The following is a 21,285-nucleotide window of genomic DNA, read 5'->3' as shown; positions in this document are numbered from 1 at the left end:
TCATAATAAATATAAATAATAATTAGCCACATTCAACATATTCTATATTAATCTATGGATAGTTTCAATATGTATATACCCTTTTTAATCATTTTTAATAATATTATTATTTTTTTATAATTATCATACTATTTAATTGTAAATTTTATGTAAATACGACACATTAAGTGTAAAACAACATACCTTTTTTATATATTTACATTGTAAACAATAATTATTCTTTAAAGGAGCGTATAATTCTAAAAATTATTATCCATTAAATATAAAGGACGAAAAAGAAACGGATGTCACTTTAAATGAAGATGAAATATTAAATATACAAAATGCTGTGAAGGTAAAAATTGAAAAAAAGTAATAAAAAATAAACCGCCAACTTTTGTTGGCGGTTTAATCTATATTAATAATGCTTTAAGTACTGCTCAATTTCCCATTCACTTACTTGTAGGCGGTACATATCCCACTCGATACCTTTACATCTTACGAATTGACGGTAAATATGTTCACCTAATGCTTCTTTCATTAAGCCATCTTCACGCATTGCTTTAATTGCAGTGTATAAAGTTGATGGTAAATCTTCGATACCTACAGCTTCACGTTCTTCACGGTTCATTTCATAAATATTTTGATCCACTGGTGCTGGTGCTTCTAATTTATTTTTAATACCATCTAATCCAGCTTGTAAAATTACTGCTAACGCCATGTATGGGTTTGCTGCCGGGTCAACTGAACGTACTTCAACACGCGTAGATAAACCACGAGATGATGGAATACGAATTAATGGAGAACGGTTTTGGCCACTCCATGCAACGTAAACTGGTGCTTCATATCCAGGTACTAAACGTTTGTATGAGTTAACTAATGGGTTACATACCGCAGTAAATCCTCTTGCGTGTTTCATAATACCAGCGATGAAGTGACGTGCATCATCAGATAACTGCATATCACCACTTTCATCAAAGAACGCATTTTCTTTTGGTCCTTTGAATAATGACACGTTAAAGTGCATTCCTGATCCACTTAAACCGAATAATGGTTTCGGCATAAATGTCGCATGTAAATTATGTTTACGAGCAATTGTCTTAACTACTAATTTGAATGTTTGGATATTATCGCATGCTGTAATCGCATCTGCATATTTAAAGTCGATTTCATGTTGACCAGGTGCAACTTCATGGTGAGATGCTTCGATATCAAAGCCCATATCTTCTAATTCAAGTACGATATCACGACGGCAGTTTTCTCCTAAATCTGTTGGTGCTAAGTCAAAATAACCACCTTGGTCATTTAATTCTAAAGTTGGTTCGCCTTTTTCATCTAATTTGAAAAGGAAGAATTCCGGCTCAGGCCCTAAGTTGAAATCTGAAAATCCTAAATCTTGCATTTCTTTTAATACACGTTTTAAGTTAGAGCGTGGGTCACCAGCAAATGGTGTACCGTCTGGTTTATAAATATCACAAATTAAACGTGCCACCTTACCTTTATCAGATGTCCAAGGGAAAATAACCCAAGTATCTAAGTCAGGATATAATTTCATATCAGATTCTTCAATACGTACGAATCCTTCAATTGATGAACCATCAAACATCATTTCATTATCTAATGCTTTGTCTAACTGACTGATTGGAATCTCAACGTTTTTAATTGCGCCTAAAATATCAGTAAATTGTAATCTTAAATAACGTACGTTTTGTTCCTCAGCAAATCTTTTAATATCTTCCTTAGTGTATTTAGCCATAATAGCCTCCAATAAATTTATTTGAAAAATCTTGATAAATCTCCACGGTTAATAGGTATATCTGTCTTACTGTTTAGTTCACTCACATCATAATATAAAGACTCTTTCACTTCAAATGATGTCTTAATTGCACTTTCTTTCTCATATAATAATGTTTTGATACGTTTCATATTAAATCCTTTTTCAAGTAATAATTTAATATCTAGTAATGTATCAAGGTCATTCATTGAGAATAAGCGTTGATTGCCTTCAGTGCGTTCTGGTTTTATTAATTGTTGTTCTTCATAGTAACGAATTTGTCTCGCCGTTAGCTCTGTTAATTTCATTACTACACCTATAGGAAATACCGGCATGTTTCTTCTTACTTTATCACTTGCCAATTTTGCACCTCCACTAAGAACTATTTATAAATTAACATACTTTTTTTTAAAAAACAAATCCATGTAAGGAAACCTTACATGGATAATTTTATAATTTAATAACTTGCTTTTCAACTAAATTTTCAATCGCTTTAATGATGGCCAGTTTCACATGTTCATATGTTAATCCACCTTGAATATAAGCTTCATAAGGGGCACGAACAGGCCCATCTGCCGTTAATTCAATGGATGCACCTTGAATAAATGTTCCTGCTGCCATAATTACGTCATCTGTGTATCCCGGCATATATGCTGGCAACGGTAAGAATTGAGAATTAATCGGTGAAGCACTTTGTATCGCCTGACAGAATAATATCATCTTTTCTTTATCATTAAATGTAACCGATTGTATCAAGTCAGTACGATAATCATCAAATCGTGGTGTAGTTTCCATACCTAATTGTGATAGTATTGCACTTGTAAACACCGCACCTTTTAATGCCTGACTGACTACGTGCGGACTTAAGAAGAAACCTTGATACATTTCTAGCAGACTGTATAATGATGCACCAGCTTCTTTTCCGATGCCCGGCGCTGTTAAACGATAACCAATACGTTCTATTAAATCTTTTCGACCGGATATATAACCCCCTATTTTACATATACCACCACCAGGATTTTTGATTAAACTGCCTGCTATTAAATCTGCACCAACTTCTATAGGCTCCCTATCTTCAACAAATTCACCATAACAATTATCGACAAATATAATTACATTTGGATATTGCGCTTTAATCGCTTGAATGGCAGATTCAATTTGTGCGATGGTAAGCGACGGTCTTGAACTGTAACCTTTTGAACGTTGTATTGCAATCAACTTCGTATTTACACTCATCGCATCTAATACTGAAGGAATATCTATCTGATTTTCTTTCAATTCAATATGTTGATATTTTACACCCTGTTCAATCAAAGAACCTATACCGTTCCCTTCAACACCGATCACTTCAAGTAACGTATCATAAGGTTTCCCGGTAATATAGATCAGTTCATCTCCATGCATTAAGTTCGCTTGAAGTGCAAGTGTGATGGCATGCGTCCCAGAGATTACTTGAGGCCTAACAATCGTGTCTTCAGCTTTAAATACATGACTGTACACTGCTTCAAGATTGTCTCGTCCCATATCGTCATACCCATATCCGTTTGATCCTACTAAATCTCCCTCAGATATTTTCAAGGCACTGAAAGCGTCCAGTACTTTTTTCTGATTAAACAGTGCGCTTTGTTCAATTCGTTTCAATTGTTCAGCTATTTTTATATCTGTTTGTTCGATTAAATGCTGTAAAGCATCATTTTTAGTTATCTTCATTTTTACCCTCTGTTTCTGTAAATATTGTTTCAACTGCTTTGTGATTCATCAATTGTTCAGTTACACCATTTTCAGGATTTTCATATCCTTTAATTTCATATAACTGACTCATTTCATTAAATTCTAAATTTTCTACGAGCGTCGTTTCTTTTAGTGTAGAAATAGTTTGTCCATCATAATCCAGCATCTTAATATGATATGACTGCATTTCTGTTTTTATTAAATTGACCAATGCTGCTTTAAAGCGTGATACATCTTCAGGGTCGTTAACCGACACAACGAGTTGATGTGGACCAGTTGTATCAACAGACATTTCAAGTAAATCTTTTTTATTATATAAAGTGAGCATCGGGATATTTTTCATATCAAGTTCTGCAAGAATATTTTCGACCGTTTTAATATGATTCATATAATCAGGATGACTACGATCGACCACATGGACAATCACATCTGCATACTTTGCTTCCTCAAGCGTCGAACTAAATGCTTCAACAAGATGCGTCGGTAACTGCTGAATAAATCCCACGGTATCACTTAATAAAATATTAAAGCCATCATTTACCTTCATAATTTTACTTTTTGGATCAAGTGTTGCAAATAGTTTATCTTCCATAAATGTATTACTTTCGGTCAACTTGTTAAACCATGTTGATTTTCCTGCGTTTGTATAACCAACGAGCGCCACCTGGAACATTTGTTTTTTCTGTCTATTTTCTCGATATCTTTTACGATGTTCCTTTATTACTTCAAGCTGCGTTTTGATATCGTGAATTTTATTACGAATATGTCGTCTATTCATTTCAAGCTTTGTTTCACCTGGTCCACGTGTTCCAATACCACCACCAAGTCGGGATAACGATTGACCATGACCACTTAAACGTGGTAATAAATATTCCAGCTGAGCAAGTTCTACTTGTAGCTTACCTTCTCTGCTTTTTGCGCGTTGTGCAAATATATCTAGTATGACTTGCGTCCTATCAATAATTTTACAATCCAGCATTTCATTTAAACGCTTTGATTGTGAATTCGTTAATTCATCATTTACGACAACGACATCAAATTCCAGATCAACGCGTTCTTTTAATTCGATAATCTCCTCAATCTTTCCTTTACCGAGGTAAAATGAATGATCAGGACGATCTTTATTTTGTATTACAGTATTGACTACTTCAAGCCCAGCTGTTTCACATAATGATTTTATTTCTGAAACACTCGCCTGAAAGTCAAAATCTGATTCTTTTTTTAAGTGAACTGCTATAATAAGAGCACGTTCAATATTTATATATGTATCGTTCAAAATATCACCTCTTACAATAGTTTGCGGTAAAACAATAAAATAAACAAGTAGAAAGGAAGAAACAACATGTCAATTTATGATATTAATGTTACAAACACCAAACATGAAACATACCCATTATCACAATACAAAGGTAAAGCGATGTTAATTGTTAATACTGCCAGTGAATGTGGTTTTACTAAACAGTTCGATGGTTTGGAGAAAATTTATCAACAATATAAAGATCAAGATTTTATCGTATTAGGTTTTCCATGCAATCAATTTGGAAACCAGGAACCTGGTGATGGTGCTGAAGCAGAACAAAACTGCCGTTTAAATTTCGGCGTAACCTTCCCAATGCATGATAAGATTGAGGTCAATGGTGACAATGCACATCCATTATTTAAATATTTAAAACAGGAAACAAAAGGATTACTTGGTGATGGTATCAAATGGAATTTCACGAAATTTCTTGTAGATAAAAATGGAAATGTTGTAAACCGATACGCACCAACAAAGACGCCTGAATCATTAACTGAAGATATCGAAAATTTGCTTTAAGATATCACTTATTTAATGGAATAATAAATAATACTTAATAATAAACAAAAAAAGAACAAATCCATCTCTGGATTTGTTCTATTATTTTGTTTGCATCACATTATTCTACAAAAGTACTAATTGCATGTTTATAAATAAGGTTTTCTTTTTCTCCAACATTAAGTAAAATTACATACTTGTCAAAGTCTAATACTGTACCTTTCATTTGAAAGCCATTTGTTAAGAAAACAGTCAGTTCTGTTCCGCTTGTCTTGTACTTGTCTAAAAATGCATCCTGCAGATTACCTGAATTTGTCATAATAATTCCCCTCTATATTTGTCATTATTTGATCACCCATTTCCTGAATGGATAAATCACTACTGTCAAACCATTCAATCGACATTTGATTGTTAAACCATGTCAACTGACGCTTTGCGAAATTCCTAGAATTTTGCTGCAAACTTTCTACCGCTTGATTCAATGAAACTTCTCCATCTATATAAGGAATTATCTCTTTATACCCTATTGCAGTCATGCTTTGTTTATCTCTATAGCCACTGTCTATTAAGTTACTCACTTCTTGTACCAATCCCTGGTCAATCATAAGTAATACACGATGGTTGATTCGATTATATAATGTAGGACGCGGCATATTAAGTCCTATAATAACTGTATCATATTTTTCGTTGATTGTCTGACTTTTTTTTTGCGATGTAATTGATTTTTTATGCATTTCAAAATAAATAATCGCTCTAATTATACGCTGTTTATTATTTGGATGAATAACAGATGCCGCTTCAGCATCTATTTCCGTCAGTATTTGATAGAGTTCGTCTAGATTCATTGGATTATATTTTTCCTGCAATTGCATCTTTACAAGCTGATCTTCTTCAACAAATTCATATTGATACAATAAACTCTGAATATATAGTCCAGTACCTCCAACAACCATAGGTGTTTTTCCGCGTACATAGATATCTTCAATTATTGCTTCCGCATGTATTTTAAACTGTGCTGCTGAATATGGTTCATCAGGCTCTAAAATATCAATTAAATGATGTGGAATGCCATCCATTTCTTCTTCGGTAATCTTAGCACTGCCGATATCCATGCCCCGATAAACTTGTATGGCATCACCGCTAATGATTTCACCGTCAACGCGTTTCGCAATTTCTATACTTAATGCTGTTTTGCCAACTGCAGTTGGCCCTACAATTACGATTAAAGGTATCTTATTCATTTCGGTTTAACCACTTTCCAATATTATTTAATACTTCTTGTTGATTTTTTTCAAACAATACTTCATGTCTTGCATTTTCATAGAGCTGAACATATACATGATGAATGCCACACTTATGAAATAACTTCCCTGTTTTATCTACACCTTTTCCGAAATTTGAGAAAGGGTCATCGTGGCCAGCTACCAGAAGAATCTTAAGATTTTTATTCATGCGTTTAACATTCTTCTTACTACTTGTAAACTTTAATGATTCATTAATTGAATTTAAAGCACCTATCGACATATTAAATCCTGCATCAGGATCTGAGACAAAAGCATTGACATTATCCTCATTCAAACTGATCCAGTCACTCTCTGTTCGTAATGGTCTGAACTTACGATTAAAATCGTTCAGAGTCAATTTATTGACGAAATCTAGCTTTTTATTAGCGGGATGCAACTTTAATAATAGTTTAAGCAATAGCGCAGCTGCCTCAAATTTCTTATTATAGAAACTAGTACCTGACAATATAAGTCTATCGAATAAACCCGGATAATTAATAACATATTTTCTAGCGACGATACTTCCCATAGAATGTCCGAACAAAATAAATTCTCCTTTAAAATCAAATGTTTCAAATATTTCATATGCATCTTCAATTAATGTATCGATTGATGGAAAATGACCTTTTTCAGAAGGACTGATATGCTTTCCATGTCCTCTGTGATCATGAATCAAAACATCGTAACCCATACTACAAAAATATTGACAAACTGCATCATAACGATCCATGTGCTCAGCCATGCCATGAAGCATCTGAATGACACCCTTACTTTTTTCTTGTCTATATAATTTAAATGCAATACGTGTGTTATCCTTTAACGTAATAAACTTATTCGTAATTTCCATCATTCTTCACCTCTTCTATATTATAACGAAAGTATTTATTTTCGTCATAATCTTATCCTCAAATTAAATATAGTAAAACCATCCAAATAAAATTATTTGGATGGTTTTATTCACAATTGTTATTCGTCTTTATTTATTCTACAGAAACTTGAACTGAAGGAGATTTTGCTTCATGAATCTTTTGTTCAAGCTCACGTGTGTAATCTTCTCGTTGTCCGTTGTCATAATTGAGCAAATTAGCCATCGTATCTATAACCGCTTCCTTACGCTGTTCAACTTTATGAATATCAAAATAGAGGTCACCTGTTCTACGTGTCAAGAAGTCAGTTGGTTTAACGACCATTTCTTCCTGTATTGAATACACAAGTTGTGCGTAATAAACTAATGGCAATCCGTTCACTTCAGCAGTATGTTTGGTATGTGCAATGTTAAATAATTTCTCTACATTTGAACCATACTTTTTAATCAAAAATCTTTGTTCCTCTTCCGGAAGATAACTGTAGAGTTCAGGTTTCAGTGACTTTTCAATAAAGTGCTCGAAATTAGCACTGCCTCCTACATCTCCGCCAGAAATTGTTGTATGCTTAGTGTTGCTTTCTTTAAAGTTAATCTTATATTCTTCTTTTAAACGTTTTGCAACAAGATCAACAATATCCTGAGCCATATGGCGATACCCTGTTAATTTACCACCGGCAATCGTCAGAAGGCCAGATTTACCTTCCCAAATTTCATCCTTACGTGAAATTTCAGATGGATCTTTCCCTTTTTCTAAGATTAGAGGACGAATACCTGCCCAAGTTGATTCAATATCCTCGTCTGTAACTTTTACAGTCGGGAACATATAGTTGATTGCATCAATGATATAATCTCGATCTTCCTGTGTTACTTTCGGACTTGTTTTATCATTATTGTAGAATGTATCTGTAGTTCCGACATACGTTTTGCCATCACGAGGAATCGCAAAGATCATACGTTTATCGCTTTCAGTATCAAAGTATACTGCCTGTTTTAAAGGAAAAACACTTTCATCAAAGACAAGATGAATCCCTTTAGTCAGACGGAGTTGCTTATTATTTTTCGAATAATCTTTTCCACGCACTTCATCAACCCATGGTCCAGATGCATTAACAACTTTACGACCTTTAATTTTAAACTTTGTATTAGAGATAGTATCTATAGCTTCAATACCATTTACTTTCTTTTTCTTATTATAAGTAAAGCCTGTTGCTTTCGTATAGTTTAATATATCTGCACCAAATTCTGCCGCACGTTTCATCACTTCAATCGTCATACGCGCATCATCTGTTTTGTATTCAACATAATAGCCCCCACCCTTAAGGCCATTTTCTTTCACTAGGGGCTCTTTTGCTAATGTTTCTTTAGCTGATAACATCGTTCTGCGTTCAGATTTTTTTACACCTGCCAGGTAATCATAAACTTTTAATGCAAGAGATGTTGTTGTCGGGCCAAATGTACCCCCTTTATGCATCGGTAAGAGCATCCATTCAGGTGTTGTTACATGAGGTCCATTTTCATAAACAATCGCTCTTTCTTTCCCAGTCTCACTTACAACGCCAATTTGCAGCTGTTTTAAGTAACGTAATCCACCATGAACAAGCTTTGTTGAACGTGAAGAAGTTCCGCTTGCAAAGTCTTGCATTTCAACGAGTGCGACTTTCATACCGCGCTGTGCTGCATCAAATGCGATACCTGCACCGGTGATACCACCACCAACCACTACGATATCATAATATTCTTCCTTCATTTTGTTCAATGTTTGATTTCTATTCAGACTTGAAAGTTGCATTATTATTCCTCCATAAAAACTTATTTTTTAAATACTTGTGTAGCTTTAACCGCTGTCTGCCATCCTTTATATAAATCATTTCTTTTTTCTTCGTCCATCTTTGGATCAAATTGCTGATCCAATTTAAAGTTTTCTTTAATTTCATCTTTAGATTTCCAGTAACCTACAGCAATACCTGCTAAATAAGCAGCACCTAAAGCTGTTGTTTCATTGTTTTCAGGTCTTTCAACTGGTACATCGAGAATATCTGATTGGAATTGCATTAGAAAATCATTCTTCACTGCTCCCCCATCAACACGTAATTTTTTAAGTACAATATCGGAATCTTTTTCCATCGCATCAATAACATCACGCGTTTGATAAGCTAAGCTTTCTAGCGTTGCTCGAATAAAATGTTCTTTTTCAGTACCACGTGTAATGCCAAATACTGCCCCACGTGCTTCTGAATCCCAATATGGTGTACCTAAACCTACAAATGCAGGCACTACATATACACCATCTGTTGATTCAATACTTGCTGCATAACTTTCAGATTGCGGAGCATCTTTAATCATACGCATACCATCTCGTAACCATTGAATGGCACTACCGGCAACAAAAATTGAGCCTTCTAATGCATAATTAACTTTACCGTCGATACCATATGCTAAAGTCGTCAGTAAACCACTTTCTGATTTCACAGCTTTCTCACCTGTGTTCATTAACATAAAGCAACCTGTGCCGTATGTATTTTTCGCTTCACCAGCATTGAAGCATGCTTGACCAAATAGCGCAGCCTGTTGATCGCCTGCAATACCGGCAATAGGAATCTGTAATCCAAAGAAATGCGTTGCATCTGTATGACCGTATACTTCACTTGAAGGTTTAACTTCAGGTAACATTGACTGTGGTACAGTTAAATATTCAAGTAAATCATCATCCCATTTTAAATCATAAATATTATACATTAACGTTCGACTAGCATTTGAGTAATCTGTTACGTGCGCATTACCACGTGTCAATTTCCAGACAATCCATGTATCAATCGTACCAAACAGTAAATCTCCGGCATCAGCTTTATCTCTGGCACCTTCAACATTATCTAAGATCCATTTTACTTTAGTACCTGAAAAATACGGGTCTAACAACAATCCTGTTTTATCTTTAAACGTTTGCTCTAAGTCCCTATTTTTTAACTCATTACAAATTTCCTGAGTTTGACGTGACTGCCAGACAATTGCATGATAAATCGGTCTGCCCGAATGCTTATCCCACACAACAGCCGTTTCACGTTGATTTGTTATACCAATTCCCTCAATTTGCTCAGCTTTAACATCATTTTCTATTAATACACTTGAAATACAGGAAAGTACTGAAGACCAAATTTCATTGGCATCATGTTCTACCCAACCACTATGTGGGAAATGCTGTTTGAATTCCCTTTGTGATACGCCTTTAATATCACCTTCATGATTAACTAACATTGCACGCGTACTTGTCGTACCCTGATCAATACTTAAAATAAATTTATCCATATTTCTATCCCCTTTATTCTATATTCTTTATTGAACAAATCATCGCAATTCAGCTCGGTACATTAAATAATCGGTGAAGTTTTCTCTTTTAATATTGCTTTATTTAATACAACACCTAATACTAATACGCCAATCATTACGATGACTGAAATGAAATCGATTGTTGCAAACTGACCTTTAAATAATAGACGATAAAGCGTTGCACCAAACATCCCTCCTGCTATTGGTCCTAATATGGGTACGATAGCGTATGCGAAATTAGAACTACCTTTACCCGGAATCGGTAAAAGGAAATGTGCAAGTCTTGGTCCAAAATCACGTGCAGGATTAATCGCATATCCAGTTACACCACCAAGACTAATTCCGATGGCAATGATTAATAGTCCTACAATTACTGGTTTCAAACCATTGGTAAAATCGCCTCCCAAAAACAATAATCCCATCATTAAAATCACAGTGCCGATAATCTCAGATAAAAAGTTTGAGAAATAGTTTGGAAAGGCCGGACCTGTTGCAAAGACACCAAGCTTTGCTCCTGCATCTTCTTCTGCTTTGAACAGTGGCAGGAAATGCAGCCATACAATTGCAGCACCCACCATCGCACCTAAAATTTGTGCAAAAATATAGCCCGGTACTTTTGCCCATTCAAAATCACCATTCACTGCTAAACCAATTGAAACAGCTGGATTTAAATGTGCACCTGAAAAGGCACCAACTGCATATACACCTAATGTTACTGCAAGTCCCCATCCAACAGCAATTACTATCCAGTCAGCACCACGTGCAAAGCTCCCCTTTAAATTCACATTTGCACACACACCTGCACCAAATAATATTAAGATTGCCGTTCCTACAAATTCCGCTACATACTCATTCATAAATTCACCCCTATATGATATTAAGTTAAAAAAGACAAAAAGACCCCTTTATCTAATGATAAAAAGGTCTCTTTAACTCGTCCCAAAATATTAACTTGAAATAATCTTATAATAAAATGTAAACGTTGTCAATTTTTATTAATCGGATTGTAGTGCTCCCATAACTTCTGATTGCTCGTAGTTATATGAGATGCTCCGTTTGCTAATGCGATTTCCGCTTCTTCAATCGTTTCAATGAGCCCTCCAGCTACAATCTTTCTCTCTGTGTGACCACTCATTTCTTTGATAACTTTTGTTGCAATGCCTGGTAATACTTCAACATAATCAGGTTCACATGCTTCTATAAAACGATAACTTTTCTTTAAAGCACTCGAATCGATGATAAAAGTACGTAATATTGTCTGTGCTCCGAGTAACTTTGCTTTTTTTATAAGCTTTGTTTTCGTCGTAACAATACCATAAACTTTAAATTTCTGAATTAAATATTCAACGGCGGCTTCATCTATCGCAAGTCCTTTAATGAGATCGACATGAAAAAAAGCTGATTTACCGTTTAATTTCAACATATTTAATATGTGCTCAAGTTGACTGATATGCAAATCAAGAATGACGCAATAGTCATAATTTGTTTGAATAAATTTTTCTAAATCTTTCATACTTCTGATGGCCGGTAATATCATTACATCACTCTCTTAAACAGTTTTTCTAATTCATAGGTTGTAAATTGAATGGTAATCGGACGTCCATGTGGACATGTAAAAGGTTCGTTCGTTTGTGCCAGCTCATTTATTAATCGCATCATATCATCTTTCTTTAAATAATGATTTGCTTTGATTGATTTCTTGCAGCTCATCATAATTGCAGTCTCTTCTCTGAATTTATTTAAATTCACTTGCTGATGTTCAAATAAATATTCAATTAAATCTTCAATCGTTGATTTTGCGTCTTCAGGAAACCAGACAGGCACTTCATTAACGACATAATCTCGTCCACCAAAGTGTTCAAGCGTAACACCAATTTCTGATAATTTTTCCTGAAGCATTGAAAACTTCATTGCTTCATCTTGTGTTAATTGTATATTAACCGGAAATAATAAAGACTGTAATTCGTGGCTCACTTCACCGATTTTATTTTTAAAGTATTCATATTTAATGCGTTCCTGGGCGGCATGCTGATCAATCATAAACATCCCCGAATCATTTTGACAGACAATATAAGTCCCATGTACTTGTCCGACAACCTCTAGATACGGAAGTTTTCGGGGTTGAATGTGCGCTGCTTCTTGCTGTGGTGAATCTTCAGGCATCTTTACAATTTCTGTTTCAAAGGTAACAGCGTCTTTAATAATATCTTGTTTCGTCTCGAATAGTTGGTCATGTTCAAGTTTTTTTTCACCAGAACTATCGTCTATATCACTTTCATGAGTAGATGCTATAAAAGTGTCATTACTATGTACATAATCATTATTATTTTGTACAACTTCTGAAGCTTTGTCAAAAGCGTTAGACTTTTCAATACTAAAGCCACGATTGACATTAAAATCGGGACTTTGATTTTCCTTCACAACTTGCTCAGAATTACGATGTTCATATTCAAACTTTTGTTGTTCAAATTGTTCGAGTACTTTTTTCTTTGTCGTAACTTTCGGTATTAGATTTTGTCCAAGGAGCTTCTCTTTGATTAACTGTTCAATTAATTGCATTAATTGCGGTTCTTTTGACAATCTAACTTCCTGCTTTGTTGGATGTACATTCACATCAACAAGACTTGGATCCATAGAAATGTGTATACTTACAATCGGGTATCTGCCGATTGGTAATAACGTATGATAGCCATTGATAATTGCTTTCGAAAGCATAAAGTTTTTAATATAACGACCATTGATAAATATCGACATGTAGTGGCGATTGCTTCTTGTATGTTCTGGTTTAGCAATATAGCCATTCACTTTATAATCGCCTGTTTCACCATTTATTTCTACAATATCTTTTGCAATCTTCATGCCATATATAACGGCCATTGCTTCATTTAATTTACCATTGCCAGTGGATTGAACAACGACTTTTTCATCGCTTATTAAAGTAAACTGTATTTCCGGAAAACTCATTATAAATCGATTTATAATATCCGTTATTTTACCAAGCTCTGTCTGCAAACTTTTTACGTATTTCAGCCGAGCAGGTGTATTATAAAATAAATCTTCGACAATCATTTCAGTTCCTATACGCGCTGCATGTAGATTACGACTGACAATTTGACTATTTTCAACTTTAATTTGATGTCCAACTTTACCGTCATTACACGTATTAACTGTCACACGACTTACTGAAGCAATTGAAGCTAATGCTTCTCCTCTAAAACCCAACGTGCGAATATGGAATAAATCATGATCATCTGAAATCTTACTCGTTGCATGTCTTAAAAACATCAACGCCAAATCATCTTCATCTATACCTGAACCATTATCAGTTATTTTAATTCTTTTTAAACCTGCTTCTTCTACTGCAACAGTTATCTTTGTAGCACGAGCATCTATTGCATTCTCCACTAATTCTTTAACAACAGATTGCGGACGTTCAATCACTTCTCCAGCTGCAATTTTATTACTTAATGAGGCATCTAATGTTTTTATGATTCCCATTTATTCACCTACTTTATTTGAGACTTCAATTGTTGTAACTTGAGTAATGCTTCAATTGGTGTCATAGATTCTATCGTTAAATTTTTTAGTTCAGTAATAATTTCATTATTTTCACTTTCTCCGAAAAGATCAAACGATGGTTGTAACACATGCTCTTGCTCTTTTATAATCTCATTTTTATTACCATCATCTATATTTTGCGCTATAATTTCATAACGTTCTTCTTTTTCGTCATTTCTCTTTACAAAATTTAAATCTTTAATACTATAGTTTTCAAATGTTTCTAACAAATGTCCTGCGCGATTAATAATTTCTTCAGGTAAATTTGCTAGTTTTGCAACATGTATACCATAACTGTTTTCTACAGCTCCTGGCATAATTTTATGCAGAAAGATGAGTTCGCCATTATATTCTTTTGCTGCAACGTGTATATTGTTTAATCCATCAAGCGAATCATCTAAACCTACTAATTCATGATAATGCGTTGAAAAAAGCGTTTTCGCACCGATATGATTATGAACATATTCTATCATTGATTGCGCAAGTGATAACCCGTCATATGTAGACGTACCACGTCCAATTTCATCAAAGATAATCAAACTATTTTCAGTCGCATTTACTAAAGCATTTTTCGCCTCTAACATTTCCACCATAAATGTACTTTGACCACTGACTAAATCATCTGCAGCTCCGATACGTGTAAAGATTTGATCGAATATCGGTAATTCTGCACGACTAGCTGGTACAAACGACCCCATCTGCGCCATAATACTAATCAATGCTACTTGGCGCATGTATGTCGATTTACCACTCATATTTGGTCCTGTGATTAAGTAAATAAAACCATTATCATCTAACAAACAATCATTTGGTACATATTGATCACGTTCCATCACCTGCTCTACTACAGGGTGTCTTGCATCTTTAATATCGAGCACACGACGGCTTGAAATTACTGGTTCTGTATAATTATTATTCGTTGCGACTTCACTAAAATTTTGCAGGCAGTCAAGTTCAGCAATGCGTTTTGCCTGGCGTTTTAAATTAGGAATATAAGTTTTCACCTGTTCACGTAATTCGATAAATGCTTCGTATTCCAAATCTATCGCCTTTTCTTCAGCGCCCAAAATCAATGCTTCTTTTTCTTTCAGTTCCTCAGTAATAAAACGCTCTGCATTACTTAATGTTTGCTTACGATCATATCCGAAATTAGCAATATCAATATTGACGAGATTCGCTTTTGAAATTTCGATATAATATCCAAATACTTTGTTATAGCTTATTTTAAGTGATTTAACACCTGTACGTTCACGTTCTTTTGCCTGTAGTTCCGCAAGCCATGCTTTACCATTTTTCTGGGCATCACGGTATTCATCAAGTGTAACATTATAGCCATCTTTAAAAATACCACCCTCTTTTATCGTAACTGGTGGTTCATCGACGATACTATCTTCCAGCATCTGATATAACGGTGCTAAACTTTGTATCCCGTCAAGCCCGCTAACAATATGTTGAAAAGGTTGCAGTAATTCATTAATTCTAGGCAATTGTTCTAATGAATATTTTAACTGTATCAAATCTTTCGCATTAACATTACCAAACTGGACTCTTCCCGCTAAGCGTTCAATATCATAGACGTGCGTTAATGCTTCCCGTAAATTATGTCTTAGTATAAATTCATCATTAAATAAACGAACAACTGATAATCGCGCTTCAATTTGTTCCTTATTTACTAATGGTCGTTCAATCCAGTCCTTTAATCTGCGATTCCCCATCGGTGTCCTGCATTGATTATATATGGATAGAAGCGTACCTTTTTTTGTTTTTAAACGGATACTTTCTGTAAGTTCTAGGTTGCGCTTTGCATACATATCCAGCCTCATATGACCCAGCGCTTCATATGCAATTGGTTTATCGATATGGTTTAATGCTTTCATCTGCGTATCTTTAATATAGCTTAGTAGCAAATTAACTGCTGGTTGTAATTCAGCATCAAGTTCATCGACCAGATTAAAAGTGTCATGCGACTCATAGAAAGATACAACATTTGTCATCAGACGAATTTGCTGATCCATTATTTGTGGCAATTCAAAATTTACTATAATCTCTTTCGGTGAAATACTACTTAATTCATTCATCATCGTTGTTTCATCGCACTGTGTAACTTTCAATTCACCTGTTGAAACATCACTATAAGCGATAATATAATCATGTTCAATTTTATAAAGACAAGCTAGATAATTACTTTCATTCTCACTGATCATATCATCCATCACTGTTCCAGGTGTGATAATCTGAACGACTTCACGCTTGACCATCCCTTTAGTCAGTTTAGGATCTTCCATTTGTTCAGCAATGGCTACTTTATAACCTTTTTCAATCAATCGTTCAATATAATTTTTCGCTGAATGATGCGGTACACCGCACATCGGAATTGCATTTTTCTTATCTCGACGCGTTAACGTAATTTCCAGTTCTTTCGCTGCGAGTATCGCATCGTCATAGAACATCTCATAGAAATCACCAAGCCGAAAGAACAGAATCGTATCTTTATATAGTTCTTTCATCTGTAAATATTGCGCCATCATTGGTGTGGGTTTGGACATCTTTAACCATTCCTTTTAGTTAATAAATTTCTTTTATTTAATAATACTAATAGTATATACGCAATAATACTGCCGATTAAGCTACTCAATAAGAAAGCATAAAATATCGGCATAAATCCTTTCATATCAATTTGCATCATCCACATTAATGGTATTGTACAAACACTACCAATTAAACCTGTACCAATCCATTCTCCTATTGATGCGACTTCAATTCTCTTGAATTTGCGATACAATAATGATGCGAGTAACACACCGATCATACTACCTGGAAAAGCAAATAATGAACCTGTACCAAAAAAATTTCTAAGGGCTGAACTAATAAATGCTTGTGCTAAACCGTACCACGGTCCAACAAATACTGCACATAATACATTGATAAAATGTTGCATTGGAAAAGCTTTTATCGGTCCGACTGGAATATAGATCATTTGACTTAAAACAACATTCATCGCAATAAAAATACTCGTTAATGTTAATTTTTTAGTATCGTTTCTCATATATCCTCCTATTTAATAAAATAATGCCGATTCAAAAGAACCGACATTATTTACATTTTATAAAATTAACTACATTTACCTGGAGTGCTATTCGCTGCAGCTGCACCCGTTTCACCAGATAATAAATCGCCACCCGTTGAAACAATGATTTCATCCGTTACAGTTTGACTAATTGCATGAGATACCATTTGAAGTAATGCATTGACTTCACCTTGTGCCTCTTTAAATTGATCCACAATCGGCATTTCATCAAGTTCAGCTTCAACATTCGCAATCTTCTCTTCTACCATACCTAATGCTTTTTCTTTACCATAATTCTGGAAGTTAACCGCTTGTTTTTGTAAAGATTTTAATGATGCCATTTTTTCACGAACATTTTGATTTTCATGAATTTGTGCTTCAGCACGTTTAAAGAAATCTACCGCTTCTGTTTCTGCCATCATCTTACCTAATTCTTTTGCTTTTGCTAATATCTCATCATTTGTATACATTAATTTTCCACCTCAACTGGTTCTAATATTTCTACTAATTCTCCGTTTAATGAATATCGCATCGTTTCAGTAATTCTTACTTTAACTAATTTACCGATCGCTTCGCTTGGTCCAGGGAAGTTCACTAACTTACTTTTATCCGTGTAACCAGCAAGAATAGCTTCATTCTTCTTTGAAGGTCCTTCACATAAGACAACAACTTCCTGATCCTGATATTGCTTTAATGCACTTTCTGTATGGTGTTCAACAACTTTATTTAAGCGTCTTAAACGATCTTTCTTATCTTCAGTTGATACGTTATCTTTCATTTTTGCAGCTGGCGTACCTTCACGTGGTGAATATAGATAAGTATATGCGTGTTCAAATCCAACGCGTTCATATAAGTCTATTGTATCTAAAAACTGTTCTTCAGTCTCATTCGGATAACCGACAATAATATCAGTTGTTAATGCAACATCAGGAATAGCAGTTTTAATTTTATCAACTAACGCTAAATAACTTTCGCGTGTATATTTTCGACCCATAATTTTCAACACTTCATTATTACCGCTTTGAACTGGTAAATGGATATGTGGGACGATATTGCCACCTTGTGCTAATACTTCAATTAAACGATCATCAAAGTCCCACGGATGACTCGTCATAAACCTTACACGTGGAATATCAATCTTCTGAATATCAGCCATTAAATCACCTAATCCGTAATTTAATCCTTCAATATCTTTTCCATAAGCATTAACATTCTGTCCAAGTAAACAAATCTCTTTATAACCACGACGTGCTAAATCTCTTACTTCAGCAATAATCTCTTCTGGAAGACGGCTACGCTCTTTACCTCGTGTAAATGGTACGATACAGTACGTACAGAATTTATCACAACCGTACATAATATTAACCCATGCTTTCGTTTCACCCATACGGACCTTAGGAAGGTTCTCAATTACATCCCCTTCTTTAGACCATACTTCAACGACCATCGCTTTAGACATGTATGCTTCATCTAAAATGGCTGGTAAGCGGTGAATATTATGCGTACCAAAAATCATATCAACATTTTGATATGATTTCATTATTTTATTGACAACTGATTCTTCCTGAGACATACATCCACAGACACCAATTAATACTTCTGGCTTGGCAAGTTTAATATGTTTTAAATTACCTATTTCACCAAATACTTTGTTCTCGGCATTTTCACGAATTGCACACGTGTTTAATAAAATAACATCTGCTTCATTCACATCGTTTGTAGCTGTATATTCTAACGCTTCAAATATTCCTGCCATTACTTCTGTATCATGCTCGTTCATCTGACAACCGTAGGTACGGATAAAGAATTTACGACCACGCCCTAATCCTTTATATTTATCATCAATTGTAAATGCATGATGCTCGACAGTTTCTTTACCACGTTTTTTTGCATCTTTCAAACTTGGCGGCTGGTAAACTTTTTCGAAATATTTACTGTAATCTTTCTCTGGTGCGGTCTTACCACGCACTTGAGAAGCATCTAATCTGCTTTCTTCATTCATTTCATAATAACCCCATTTTCAACTTAATCATTCATATAGTATAACTTTTTAAAGTCTCTTTTTCAAAGTATTTTTACTTTACAGTTATCATTTTCAAAATGGAAATATATAGCATATAATAAGAAGTATCATTATTTAAAGGAGTGAGTAGTTTGGAAAGAGCTGATGGGTGCGTAAAATGCGGAACGAAAGAAACTACAGTTAAGAATGTTTCGATGGCAGGTTCTGGTTTATCAAAAATATTTGACATTGAACATAATAACTTTGTTGCAATCTCATGTAACAATTGTGGTTATACAGAGTTCTATAAAGATAAGGGTAACAGTACAGCAAATATTATCGATCTTTTCTTCAGTTAAAAAAGCGCCGAAGCGCTTTTTTTTATTGTATCGCATATTGTTCCATAAATTGATCTGTTATCTCATTGACTCTCTTTAATGTGTTTGAACCTGGATTATCGAAATACATACGCTTTAAATTTCGTTCAGTGTCATAATCTAAACCTTCAAAATACATTCCATTCATCATCGCCATTGAAATGCCATATGGATATTCATGGATATAAGCTGTCATAACAATAATTCATTGCATCTTGAGACGTAAGCGGTCGTTCATCTTTCATCCTTGTTATCTGTTCATACATCGCCTGATATAGATTAAATTTATATATGAATGAATACCTTTTAGTAGAAATGGATCAATATCCTCCTTTGAACCCAAGTAATAATAATTCGTATTCATAATTTCCGATTCCATTAAATTGATAAGTCTGTTATAGCGATTTTTAGTAATTGTAGAAATATCAACAGTTGTCATAATAGACTCCAATTGTAATAATATCCTATTTTAAATTTATCAAATTCATGCAATAAATAAAAATATAACGTGGACAATATTTATCACTAAAAAAGACACTTCTTGATTGAAGTGTCTTAATGCTTTCTATATTTAAATAATGACAAAATACAAATGATAATCCCGATAGCAGTTACGATATACGGCATTTGATATAAGTAAAAGTGCCAGTACTTATTATCACTCAGATTTAGATGCATATTGAAATCATTCATTACTAATAAGTAATGGAAGCTAAATGCGAATAAAAGAAATGCGCCACCGACACTTGCTAATATCACATAAGAAAGTGGATTTTTAATACCGAATATTAACATTAATCCATTCATGATAAGACTTATACCGTACATCAGCATAATACCGTGAAATTTAAAGAAATCATCATTAATCGCATAATATAAACAGGTAAAAATAAATAACAATATATGAGGCACAATCACCAGTATGAAATTTGAAAAATGTATATCCTTTATAGAAACTGGTAAACTATCGTACCATGCTGTTAAATTATATTTTCTTAAACTATTATATTTCTGTGTAAGTATATAAAATACACATGTAATAAGAAATATAAATACTGTATCAGAAATATTAAAAGTTAAAGTATTTTGATCTAATTTAGTAAATGAATCGTTACCTACAAAAATCTTCAGCACTATAGTTAATATAGATAAACCAAGCATAATTAAAGGTAAATATCTTAACAATTTAATATCTGTTACTAAAGTCTTTTTCATATTAATCACTCCATAATAGATGTTTTGAATGTGACTTTTTAATCGTGTTTTGAATAAATAATTTACCTATAATATAGGATAGAATTAACGTAATAAAAGGTAAAATACTAAATAACGGTTGTTTAACAATATCATTATTTTTTACATAATCGAATTGTAAATTCGTAAAGATGAAAATAATTCCTATATATAATAAAGGAAATATTGCTTTAATCACTTTGTGATAATATTTATTATTCATGTAGTAGCAAAAAATGATTAATGCATTTAATACAATTGAAATACTGTAAACGTACAATAAAGGCAACATTGAAA

The 21,285-nt window shown here is 34.0% G+C and carries 20 protein-coding genes; 2 read left to right on the top strand and 18 right to left on the bottom strand.

The features are described from left to right. Window positions 1–397 precede the first annotated feature (397 nt). The 4 genes from glnA to hflX form a co-directional block, all read right to left on the bottom strand. Window positions 398–1,735, bottom strand: coding sequence for a type I glutamate--ammonia ligase (gene glnA, locus BHU61_RS03855; protein ID WP_111714760.1), 1,338 nt, complete (start codon window positions 1,733–1,735; stop codon window positions 398–400). A gap of 17 nt (window positions 1,736–1,752) precedes the next feature. After that, window positions 1,753–2,088, bottom strand: a complete 336-nt coding sequence (locus tag BHU61_RS03850; RefSeq protein WP_111715520.1) for a MerR family transcriptional regulator — start codon at window positions 2,086–2,088, stop codon at window positions 1,753–1,755. A 115-nt stretch (window positions 2,089–2,203) separates the two neighbouring features. Then, window positions 2,204–3,463: a methionine gamma-lyase family protein gene (locus BHU61_RS03845; protein WP_111714758.1), complete on the bottom strand. Its 1,260-nt coding sequence runs from the start codon at window positions 3,461–3,463 to the stop codon at window positions 2,204–2,206. Further along, entirely contained in the window at window positions 3,450–4,760 is a 1,311-nt protein-coding gene (gene hflX, locus BHU61_RS03840; protein WP_111714757.1) for a GTPase HflX, read from the bottom strand. The genes BHU61_RS03845 and hflX overlap by 14 nt, the downstream gene beginning before the upstream one ends. Window positions 4,761–4,826: 66 nt before the next feature. Between hflX and BHU61_RS03835 the strand changes: the two genes are divergently transcribed. Continuing rightward, the gene (locus tag BHU61_RS03835) at window positions 4,827–5,300 is read left to right on the top strand and encodes a glutathione peroxidase (protein WP_111714755.1); all 474 of its coding nucleotides are present in this window, start codon (window positions 4,827–4,829) and stop codon (window positions 5,298–5,300) included. A gap of 100 nt (window positions 5,301–5,400) precedes the next feature. Here the strand turns inward: BHU61_RS03835 and hfq are convergent, their stop codons facing one another. The 12 genes from hfq to miaB form a co-directional block, all read right to left on the bottom strand. Beyond that, window positions 5,401–5,598, bottom strand: coding sequence for an RNA chaperone Hfq (gene hfq, locus BHU61_RS03830; protein WP_111714754.1), 198 nt, complete (start codon window positions 5,596–5,598; stop codon window positions 5,401–5,403). Then, window positions 5,582–6,520, bottom strand: a complete 939-nt coding sequence (gene miaA / locus BHU61_RS03825; protein ID WP_111714752.1) for a tRNA (adenosine(37)-N6)-dimethylallyltransferase MiaA — start codon at window positions 6,518–6,520, stop codon at window positions 5,582–5,584. Before miaA ends, hfq begins: the two co-directional genes overlap by 17 nt. Beyond that, a complete protein-coding gene (locus BHU61_RS03820) occupies window positions 6,513–7,412 on the bottom strand; it encodes an alpha/beta fold hydrolase (protein ID WP_111714747.1) in 900 nt (299 codons plus the stop codon). Before BHU61_RS03820 ends, miaA begins: the two co-directional genes overlap by 8 nt. A gap of 130 nt (window positions 7,413–7,542) precedes the next feature. Beyond that, window positions 7,543–9,216, bottom strand: coding sequence for a glycerol-3-phosphate dehydrogenase/oxidase (locus BHU61_RS03815; RefSeq protein WP_111714745.1), 1,674 nt, complete (start codon window positions 9,214–9,216; stop codon window positions 7,543–7,545). Window positions 9,217–9,236: 20 nt separating this feature from the next. Beyond that, window positions 9,237–10,730 (bottom strand): glycerol kinase GlpK, encoded by a 1,494-nt coding sequence (gene glpK, locus BHU61_RS03810; protein ID WP_111714743.1) that lies wholly within the window; start codon window positions 10,728–10,730, stop codon window positions 9,237–9,239. Window positions 10,731–10,792: 62 nt separating this feature from the next. Beyond that, the gene (locus BHU61_RS03805) at window positions 10,793–11,608 is read right to left on the bottom strand and encodes an MIP/aquaporin family protein (RefSeq protein WP_111714742.1); all 816 of its coding nucleotides are present in this window, start codon (window positions 11,606–11,608) and stop codon (window positions 10,793–10,795) included. A gap of 128 nt (window positions 11,609–11,736) precedes the next feature. Then, window positions 11,737–12,288, bottom strand: coding sequence for a glycerol-3-phosphate responsive antiterminator (locus BHU61_RS03800; protein ID WP_111714740.1), 552 nt, complete (start codon window positions 12,286–12,288; stop codon window positions 11,737–11,739). Next, the gene (gene mutL, locus BHU61_RS03795; protein WP_111714739.1) at window positions 12,288–14,249 is read right to left on the bottom strand and encodes a DNA mismatch repair endonuclease MutL; all 1,962 of its coding nucleotides are present in this window, start codon (window positions 14,247–14,249) and stop codon (window positions 12,288–12,290) included. Before mutL ends, BHU61_RS03800 begins: the two co-directional genes overlap by 1 nt. Before the next feature lie 8 nt (window positions 14,250–14,257). After that, entirely contained in the window at window positions 14,258–16,855 is a 2,598-nt protein-coding gene (mutS, locus tag BHU61_RS03790; protein ID WP_111714737.1) for a DNA mismatch repair protein MutS, read from the bottom strand. Window positions 16,856–16,857: 2 nt separating this feature from the next. After that, window positions 16,858–17,355, bottom strand: a complete 498-nt coding sequence (gene thiW / locus BHU61_RS03785) for an energy coupling factor transporter S component ThiW (RefSeq protein ID WP_111714735.1) — start codon at window positions 17,353–17,355, stop codon at window positions 16,858–16,860. Window positions 17,356–17,420: 65 nt separating this feature from the next. Further along, window positions 17,421–17,846, bottom strand: a complete 426-nt coding sequence (locus BHU61_RS03780) for a YlbF/YmcA family competence regulator (protein WP_099577800.1) — start codon at window positions 17,844–17,846, stop codon at window positions 17,421–17,423. Then, window positions 17,846–19,378, bottom strand: coding sequence for a tRNA (N6-isopentenyl adenosine(37)-C2)-methylthiotransferase MiaB (gene miaB, locus BHU61_RS03775; RefSeq protein ID WP_111714734.1), 1,533 nt, complete (start codon window positions 19,376–19,378; stop codon window positions 17,846–17,848). Before miaB ends, BHU61_RS03780 begins: the two co-directional genes overlap by 1 nt. A 152-nt stretch (window positions 19,379–19,530) precedes the next feature. On the opposite strand from miaB, the gene BHU61_RS03770 reads away from it, so the two are divergent. Next, window positions 19,531–19,737 carry a zinc ribbon domain-containing protein gene (locus BHU61_RS03770; RefSeq protein ID WP_111714732.1) on the top strand — a complete coding sequence of 69 codons (207 nt, stop codon included), beginning with the start codon at window positions 19,531–19,533 and terminating at the stop codon, window positions 19,735–19,737. A gap of 22 nt (window positions 19,738–19,759) precedes the next feature. Here the strand turns inward: BHU61_RS03770 and BHU61_RS03765 are convergent, their stop codons facing one another. Both BHU61_RS03765 and BHU61_RS03760 read right to left on the bottom strand, forming a co-directional pair. Next, window positions 19,760–19,951: a hypothetical protein gene (locus tag BHU61_RS03765; RefSeq protein ID WP_111714730.1), complete on the bottom strand. Its 192-nt coding sequence runs from the start codon at window positions 19,949–19,951 to the stop codon at window positions 19,760–19,762. Between the two features lie 359 nt (window positions 19,952–20,310). After that, window positions 20,311–20,970: a hypothetical protein gene (locus BHU61_RS03760; protein ID WP_111714729.1), complete on the bottom strand. Its 660-nt coding sequence runs from the start codon at window positions 20,968–20,970 to the stop codon at window positions 20,311–20,313. Between the last annotated feature and the right edge of the window lie 315 nt (window positions 20,971–21,285).

The sequence above is a fragment of the Macrococcus epidermidis genome (assembly GCF_003259695.1).
In the GTDB taxonomy this organism is placed as follows: Bacteria; Bacillota; Bacilli; order Staphylococcales; family Staphylococcaceae; genus Macrococcoides; species Macrococcoides epidermidis.
This window is presented reverse-complemented; position numbering and strand designations above follow the sequence as displayed.